This is a genomic window from Haladaptatus sp. W1 (genome assembly GCF_001723155.1).
Taxonomy (GTDB): Archaea; Halobacteriota; Halobacteria; order Halobacteriales; family Haladaptataceae; genus Haladaptatus; species Haladaptatus paucihalophilus.
Genome location: NZ_MEIH01000336.1, coordinates 1 through 7,740 on the forward strand (window position 1 = coordinate 1; position 7,740 = coordinate 7,740).

At 51.8% G+C, this 7,740-nt stretch carries 5 protein-coding genes and 4 pseudogenes; 5 read left to right on the forward strand and 4 right to left on the reverse strand.

From position 1 onward, the window contains the following. Positions 1–814: 814 nt before the first annotated feature. Positions 815–1,051, forward strand: coding sequence for a hypothetical protein (locus BG842_RS19380; RefSeq protein WP_069452061.1), 237 nt, complete (start codon positions 815–817; stop codon positions 1,049–1,051). A gap of 57 nt (positions 1,052–1,108) precedes the next feature. Here BG842_RS19380 and BG842_RS19385 read toward each other — a convergent pair whose 3' ends face one another. Next, positions 1,109–2,044 carry an ImmA/IrrE family metallo-endopeptidase gene (locus BG842_RS19385; RefSeq protein WP_069452062.1) on the reverse strand — a complete coding sequence of 312 codons (936 nt, stop codon included), beginning with the start codon at positions 2,042–2,044 and terminating at the stop codon, positions 1,109–1,111. 628 nt (positions 2,045–2,672) lie between these two features. Here BG842_RS19385 and BG842_RS31985 point away from each other — a divergent pair. After that, a complete protein-coding gene (locus BG842_RS31985) occupies positions 2,673–2,873 on the forward strand; it encodes a hypothetical protein (protein ID WP_083252643.1) in 201 nt (66 codons plus the stop codon). Positions 2,874–3,117: 244 nt separating this feature from the next. Here the strand turns inward: BG842_RS31985 and BG842_RS19390 are convergent, their stop codons facing one another. Continuing rightward, positions 3,118–3,900, reverse strand: a complete 783-nt coding sequence (locus BG842_RS19390; protein WP_069452063.1) for a hypothetical protein — start codon at positions 3,898–3,900, stop codon at positions 3,118–3,120. Between the two features lie 115 nt (positions 3,901–4,015). Between BG842_RS19390 and BG842_RS19395 the strand changes: the two genes are divergently transcribed. Continuing rightward, positions 4,016–4,474: a hypothetical protein gene (locus tag BG842_RS19395; protein ID WP_069452064.1), complete on the forward strand. Its 459-nt coding sequence runs from the start codon at positions 4,016–4,018 to the stop codon at positions 4,472–4,474. Between the two features lie 168 nt (positions 4,475–4,642). On the opposite strand, the pseudogene BG842_RS19400 reads toward BG842_RS19395, so the two are convergent. Continuing rightward, positions 4,643–5,752, reverse strand: a pseudogene (locus BG842_RS19400) (RNA-guided endonuclease InsQ/TnpB family protein); the annotation flags it as partial. A 260-nt stretch (positions 5,753–6,012) separates the two neighbouring features. Here BG842_RS19400 and BG842_RS19405 point away from each other — a divergent pair. Then, positions 6,013–6,456, forward strand: a pseudogene (locus BG842_RS19405) (aldehyde ferredoxin oxidoreductase N-terminal domain-containing protein); the annotation flags it as partial. Here BG842_RS19405 and BG842_RS27990 read toward each other — a convergent pair. Next, a pseudogene (locus BG842_RS27990) lies at positions 6,453–6,788 on the reverse strand (aldehyde ferredoxin oxidoreductase N-terminal domain-containing protein); the annotation flags it as partial. The pseudogenes BG842_RS19405 and BG842_RS27990 sit on opposite strands and share 4 nt — an antisense overlap. A 260-nt stretch (positions 6,789–7,048) precedes the next feature. Between BG842_RS27990 and BG842_RS19410 the strand changes: the two are divergent. Continuing rightward, a pseudogene (locus BG842_RS19410) lies at positions 7,049–7,740 on the forward strand (RNA-guided endonuclease TnpB family protein); the annotation flags it as partial.

The following is a 7,740-nucleotide window of genomic DNA, read 5'->3' on the forward strand; positions in this document are numbered from 1 at the left end:
GTCTCACCCCTATCGGTTTGTTCTATATGCCTGCAGTCAGCCGAATACGGTAATATTTGGGTATATGAATTCCGAAGTTATCAAAGGATGAGTTCTGGTAAGCTATCCCTTCGTGGATTCCCTGTGGTTGACTTCCTCACTATGCTCTTTCCCGCCAGAACAAATCGATAGGGGTGTGAGTGTGGTCTTTGGATTACCGTCAGGATATATTCGCCCATCACGTCTAGAGAGTGCTATCCTCAATTTCGGCATTTTTCCCTTCATTAATTTTATAGTATCCGTCTATGGATTCCTTTCCAATGAACAAATCGATAGAGGTGTGTCTCTCCAGTTACTCAATCGGAGTCGGACACCTTAACAAATGTAGAATCTCGAGATTTAGATGGGTGGCCGATCTGTTCGACATTGAGAGAGTAGTATATTCCTGGTGTGAATTGCCAGTTCCAATTTACTCGTTAGAGTCTCTCCTGTGTTTGGTCGATCGCTCTTGGGTAGTATTCTATACTAACTATCAGCACCCAGTACGTCGTGTACGTATTCACATGTGGAATCGATTCATCTTGTTGTGATCGAACACTCGACCTGCGAGCCAGCGTTTCGTTTCACTTCCGCTCTGGTTGGGTGACTTCTTTATTGATCGCCTTCGAAGAGGAATCTGCAGTCGTCGTAACCCAACACACGGCGTGGATCCTATGCCCCTACCCATCCTGTCACGCCGTGTGCTCTCCTTGCATCATCAGACCACCAACGAGGCAACCGTGTGTCATTCTGTCCCAAGGCTTTACGTCGGTAGTCGGTGTCTGTGAGTATATCGATGATTTCCAACCGGCAATCACCACTCACACCACTTGCGCAAGAATCGCTCGATGCGCTTGCAAGCGAACTGCCGAGTGAGAGAGAGCTCACGTATGAGCACGCGTACGCGATCCTCAAGGAACAGGAGGACCTTGAGCAGCCAGCGGCCGAAGATATCATCGAACGACTCTACATGCGAGGCCACATCTACGAAGTCGAAGGAAAGATTCGGCTGACGGACTATCGACCTGAATAGCGAGCATTGGTTCGGTGATACAGCCGAATTCGGCGCTCGAATTCGACGGTTCCAAGCTTACTCCCTTCTCTGTTCAACTACCTCGATAATCTTCGCCGCCGTCGTCCGGATTCTTCCAAGTCGATCGTGAATCGCGTCCGAATCATCGTCCTGCCATGCTACAAGGTAGAATGCTGAGCCACTCGTGTCCAACCCGACGTATCGACCAACAATGTATGCGACAGCTTCTGCTTCGACCTCACGCTTCGATCGCTCACATTCATCGTCAACATCGAAGTGCAGCAGTGCGTGCGCGTATTCGTGGATCAGCGTCACAGCGAGATCCGCCTGATTTACCCGATCTTTCACCTCCACGATTGGCTGGAGGTCGTACAGACTTCGCTGTTTGCAGACACCCTTCGCTTCTCCGTGTTCCCAGTCATCTGCATCGACGATACGAACCGTCACAGCGAGATCATCCGCTGCATCTTGGAGGAGGAACACAAGATTTTCAGCATCTCCGGTTGCTTCGGTCTCCAATTCGGGAAGTGGTTCACCCTCCGTCTGAGACACATCGAAAACAGCCGTGGGTTTGAATCCGACGAGTCCTTTCGACCACGCTTCAGGTGGTGTTTCGTCGTATTCACACTCACTTTGCTTGTGGTACCTGGGCGAATTTTCGCAGTCGGGACACTGCTTTGTGATGATGGGTGCCCAGATCCAGATTCCGTTCTCGCCTTCCTGGACCCGGCGGTCGAACTCAGTTCGCCAGGTGTTGTACCCAGCGACCTTTGTCGCAATCGGACACTGAAGCGTGATCAAGAGCGTGTTCCGATGGGAGTAATCGTGGAATTTGGATTGAACAGTTAACCACTCTTGGAATTGTTGACTCGCTCTCGCCTCGTCAGTCAAGGCAGTGAGGTCGTCGATCCAGTGTTTAATCGTGTTGTGCATCTCGTCGCGTCGGGTATCGTATTCGTCAAACGACACCACAGAGATAGTATTCGTAGTCATTGAATTTCGAACACGGACGCTTCTATCGAGCGCTCCGCACCCCTTGGGGGGCCGAAAAAATTCCTAGTGGAGTCGTTTTCGTTCGGCTCTTTCTGTCTCTTCGGTCACTACTTCCGGATTTATCATATTGGTCCCATTTAATATAAAATTGAGAAGAGGCCAGTATTTTTATTGTGTTGGGTCTGAGTGGTCAGATAAGATGGCGCTCCCTGATATAGTGCGACAATGGCTCTTTCTTGATGAGAATGTTATTTGGGAGTGTCGCCACTGCGGGACGTCACTCGACACGAACGAACAGCCGTGCCCTACCTGTGAATCGACTGAAACCGTCGAATTCGATGTCTCCTGATCGCATATTACTAGGGATAGGTGCAGGCGTGGCTTTCAACATCAGTCGAAGTCCCCTAGTGACATCATTAGTAACAAACACACCCAAGATTATCTGATTTTAGACACAGACCACGAAGATTCTGTTGGATAGCAACGGTCATAGATGAGAACTTTGCATATGCAACGAACAGACCGACAGATGGCCGGAAACTACTATGTAATAGAGAGGGTAGGAGATGGGTTCGACCCTTTTCCGAGAATACTGACGCCACCAAATCCTCCACCAAAAACGATTACAATGTCTGTACCACAGTCGAACTCCAATGAAAGGGTTGAACAGTGCGAGAACTGTGCGACGAAGACACCCCACAGTGTATCGGTCGAACTCGTTACAGAAAGTAACAAAGAGGAGAATGCAGCATTCTCCCGAGAACCATATCGAATCACGGAATGCACACAATGTGGGGTAGAAACCCGACAGCGGATGAACAACGCCTGAAAGCGTTTCTCCAACTATGTATCAGTCACGACCAGCGATCCAAGCGAACCCCGGTCACATTGAGCGTTAATGTCGGCAGCGGTAGTTCGAAACGGTTTGTTGACATGCGCGTTGGGACGATACGACGATCCGTCCGCTTCTGTTTCTTACTCTGACAATCTATTTTGGTCGACAGCTGTGTGCCGCAACGTGTCTGTTAAGAAATTGATCACTGTTTCGACGGTGCACAAACTATTGTTGATATTTATTGTTGCTCCCATCCTGGCCTTGGTACCCCCGGAAGCTCGTCTGTTGCGTCGAGTAACTCATCCTTGGTTGTCCAGGGGTAACAGCGGCTGTGTAGCTCGAAGAGACGGAAATCATTCAGATGTACCCAGCTGTACGAAGGAACCTCGATCTCTTGCTCTTCGAGTTTATCAACAAGGCCATCAACAGTGATGTCAATATCAGCTTGTTTGGCACATTCGACGAGCGCCTCGAGTTCTGCAGTTTTCGCCTCCTCGTCGATGTCCGTGGCAGCCATGAGTTGTGCAGCCGCGGCGAGTACAGCGCGTTCATCCGTGAGATGCGCTTCAGTTTCCCAGTGGTAGGCCCGAGGGAACGCGTACGCTTTCTCAAAGTACTCGGTTTCACCGACTTTACCGAGTTCGTTGACTTCGCCGCCCGCGTCCTGTTCGAACACGGCTGCGACGTAGTCACTAAGCGTTGCCGTAATATGGAATTTCACGCGAAATTCGGGGAGTCGTGGAATGTCGATGTCTGTGAGATCGCCGATGAGAAATGCGTATGTTCCATATCGGCGGTTCAATCGATCACTGACCGCCCGTACCCGGCGGAGATACGGGTCACGATAACTTCCGAGGACGAGATAGGCGGTCTGATCACGGTCATAGATCGCTGGCGTCTCATTATTTGCCCACGACAGGATACGGACGGCTTCTGTCGACCCGATATTCAGCCCGCGTAACGCTCGCTGCACGGCCCCCATAATCTGCCCGGCATTCGGTGGAACGGACGGAGCACTCATACATCTGTATGCAATTAACTGAGTAAAAGGCGTTTCTAATTGAGTCAGTTTAATCGTGGTTCTACTGACTTATTCAACCCAAATCATTATACAGTCGAGAACACTACTGTGGAGTATGAGCGATACGGCCCCTGAAGGGTTCGAGGATCCTTTCGCAGAGCAGCGACGAATGCGTGAGTTGCTCTCACAGGAGACTCGTCACCTCATCATACAGCTTATCCTTGGCCACCCTGCTCATCTCGTATCATTGGCTGAGCTCGACTATATGATTCCGAAGAACGAGGCTGCGATCCTCAACCAACTCGAGACGCTACGAGAAGCAGATATCCTTGATGTCTACGTTCACGAACCAAATGCGTCGACGCGGAATCTTCCCTCGAAATTCTGGGGGCCAACTGAACGTGGTGTCGAGATCCTCTATGAACACAATTTCCTCCGGGGTGTTCCGGTTGCACGTGCTGTGTACGAGGAGACGCAAAAATCAAAGCGGGTAACGCGTCATGAGGGTGCAACACGACCAGCGCTCCCCAAGGCAGTCACGGAAGCCCTCGAGTTTGACGAGCCTGAATCCTAGACACTGACGCTCTCTAATTCTCGGGTACCGGTTCCATGTGTAAGATTCACTGTAAGTGAGATGCCGACGTCTGTACGTTTGACGTACTTCGTATTTGAGTGACATCCTCCCCGTCGTAAACGACAGGGCTTCCCCTCCAAGAGGAATACCAGACTGGCTGGTACGGTTTTAAGACTCATACGCGCCAAGCGTCATCTGCGTAGGTGCGCTCCGCTTGGGTGGTCTTACGGCGGTGTCACAACCGCTCCCATCCTGTGGTGAGTCATCGTCACACGTTTTCGAAATGCAGCTCTCTCCCCACGGGTCAACCCGTTGAGCAATGCTTGCGGCGGCACTGATATCCGCCTGAAACGTCGAAACGTGACAGTCATCATTCGTACATCGAAACTCCGCTTGCGAACCGCGCTTTCCAATATGGCCGCATTCGTGGCACGTTTGACTTGTGTAGGCAGGATTGACGTATTCGATCGGGATACCAGCGTCCGTTGCTTTGTCCTCGATACGGCCCTGTAGCCGCGCAAAGGCCCATGCGTGAAGACGCCGATTCATGTACTTGCCGTAATCCAGATTCTCACGGATGTACGTCAAGTCCTCTATCACGATCACCGGATTCTCGAAACCAGTAGCGTAGTCCACTACTTCACGGCTGGCTTTCTCCACGATATCCGTGAGTGCGTTCTGGTAGTAGTCGAACCGCTCGTCGATTCGCCATTCTGCATTGCGTTCTTGTAGTCGCTGAAGCGTGGTAGACATCTCCTTGCGGAGGTGTTTCGAACGCTTGCCACTCCAAAGAACGGGTCTTGTCGGCGTACCACGCTTGAGGGCACAGCCCGTAATGAGCGCAGTCTCACCGATATCAAGCCCGATTGGTGTGGTGTCACCGTTGGTCGTCGGTTCGTCAATCGAGTACTCAGCGGTGACGTGGAGTACCCAATTCTTCCGGTGTTTCTGTAGCCGAATCTCACCCGTTTTTGCGTCTTCGTTCAGCAAGTCGTACCACAGCGATTTTTGATCAGGATTAATCCGGAGTGGAATCCAGAAGTTCGTCCCACGGCCCGGTCGCGGTGCCCACCATGTGAACTCGTATTCACGTTCGTCCGAGTGGTCGAACTTGGCGGCTTGATTCGTCAGTCGAAGCGGATGCTCGTCGTCAATCTCACGAGCATTGTACGTTTTGCGGAGCTTCGGGACGTAGCTACACAACGCGGATTTCGCCTGATACGGCAGGTCGTAGGGCGTCACAACGTCACTGACGCCGCCCATCGTATCCGCGCCGGAATAGTAACGAGATAACTGTACTCGGCTTCCTGGTCGCCCGTGTAATGAGATCACGCTAAGCGTCATTAGGTTGATGAAGAAATACCCACTCTCCCACCTATGGTTACATAGTTCTACATTGATAGTTTGTCCTTCAATATTGGTGATCTTACGTGGTTTGTCACCCAGCGCTTCGAACGATCGAGTTTGAATCCGCAGTACTCCCGCAACAAAACGGCGGCCTATGACTTTTTGTCATAGTGGGTCGTTATATCTTGCTAATGCTTCACGCGAAAGGATCCCTCCTCACCATCGACGTGAGCGATCGATCCACATCGACGACCGACATTGGGGACGCTCTCTCACAGTTCATTGGCGGTCGAGGGATTGCAACAAAACTCGCACACGATCGAATCCCGTTTAACGCTGATCCGCTTGGTCCAAAGAATCGCGCATATATCTCGGCCGGTCCGCTCCAGCAGTCCCAGATGAGTTTCACTGGCCGGATGAACATGACTGGGCTGTCACCACTGACCAATGGACTGTTGTCAACCAATGCAGGTGGCTACCTCTCGCGGAACTTTGTCGGAACAGGCTACAGTGTCGTCGAGATCATCGGCGCGAGTGACGAGCTGGTGGCGATTCATATCTCCGACGAGGGCGTTGAATTCGAAGAGGTTCCTGATCTTGCGCAAGCAACCGTGCCTGAAGTCACCGACGCGATGATCTCGACGACACTGTAGCCTGTTCCGACAAAGTTCCGCGAGAGGTAGCCACCTGCATTGGTTGACAACAGTCCATTGGTCAGTGGTGACAGCCCAGTCATGTTCATCCGGCCAGTGAAACTCATCTGGGACTGCTGGAGCGGACCGGCCGAGATATATGCGCGATTCTTTGGACCAAGCGGATCAGCGTTAAACGGGATTCGATCGTGTGCGAGTTTTGTTGCAATCCCTCGACCGCCAATGAACTGTGAGAGAGCGTCCCCAATGTCGGTCGTCGATGTGGATCGATCGCTCACGTCGATGGTGAGGAGGGATCCTTTCGCGTGAAGCATTAGCAAGATATAACGACCCACTATGACAAAAAGTCATAGGCCGCCGTTTTGTTGCGGGAGTACTGCGGATTCAAACTCGATCGTTCGAAGCGCTGGGTGACAAACCACGTAAGATCACCAATATTGAAGGACAAACTATCAATGTAGAACTATGTAACCATAGGTGGGAGAGTGGGTATTTCTTCATCAACCTAATGACGCTTAGCGTGATCTCATTACACGGGCGACCAGGAAGCCGAGTACAGTTATCTCGTTACTATTCCGGCGCGGATACGATGGGCGGCGTCAGTGACGTTGTGACGCCCTACGACCTGCCGTATCAGGCGAAATCCGCGTTGTGTAGCTACGTCCCGAAGCTCCGCAAAACGTACAATGCTCGTGAGATTGACGACGAGCATCCGCTTCGACTGACGAATCAAGCCGCCAAGTTCGACCACTCGGACGAACGTGAATACGAGTTCACATGGTGGGCACCGCGACCGGGCCGTGGGACGAACTTCTGGATTCCACTCCGGATTAATCCTGATCAAAAATCGCTGTGGTACGACTTGCTGAACGAAGACGCAAAAACGGGTGAGATTCGGCTACAGAAACACCGGAAGAATTGGGTACTCCACGTCACCGCTGAGTACTCGATTGACGAACCGACGACCAACGGTGACACCACACCAATCGGGCTTGATATCGGTGAGACTGCGCTCATTACGGGCTGTGCCCTCAAGCGTGGTACGCCGACAAGACCCGTTCTTTGGAGTGGCAAGCGTTCGAAACACCTCCGCAAGGAGATGTCTACCACGCTTCAGCGACTACAAGAACGCAATGCAGAATGGCGAATCGACGAGCGGTTCGACTACTACCAGAACGCACTCACGGATATCGTGGAGAAAGCCAGCCGTGAAGTAGTGGACTACGCTACTGGTTTCGAGAATCCGGTGATCGTGATAGAGGACTT

Excerpts from the sequence above, each read along its gene's own strand:
- BG842_RS19385 (WP_069452062.1), bottom strand. The coding sequence starts at position 2,044 with ATGACTACGAATACTATCTCTGTGGTGTCGTTTGACGAATACGATACC.
- BG842_RS19390 (WP_069452063.1), bottom strand. The coding sequence starts at position 3,900 with ATGAGTGCTCCGTCCGTTCCACCGAATGCCGGGCAGATTATGGGGGCC.
- BG842_RS31985 (WP_083252643.1), top strand. The coding sequence starts at position 2,673 with ATGTCTGTACCACAGTCGAACTCCAATGAAAGGGTTGAACAGTGCGAG.
- BG842_RS19395 (WP_069452064.1), top strand. The coding sequence starts at position 4,016 with ATGAGCGATACGGCCCCTGAAGGGTTCGAGGATCCTTTCGCAGAGCAG.
- BG842_RS19380 (WP_069452061.1), top strand. The coding sequence starts at position 815 with ATGATTTCCAACCGGCAATCACCACTCACACCACTTGCGCAAGAATCG.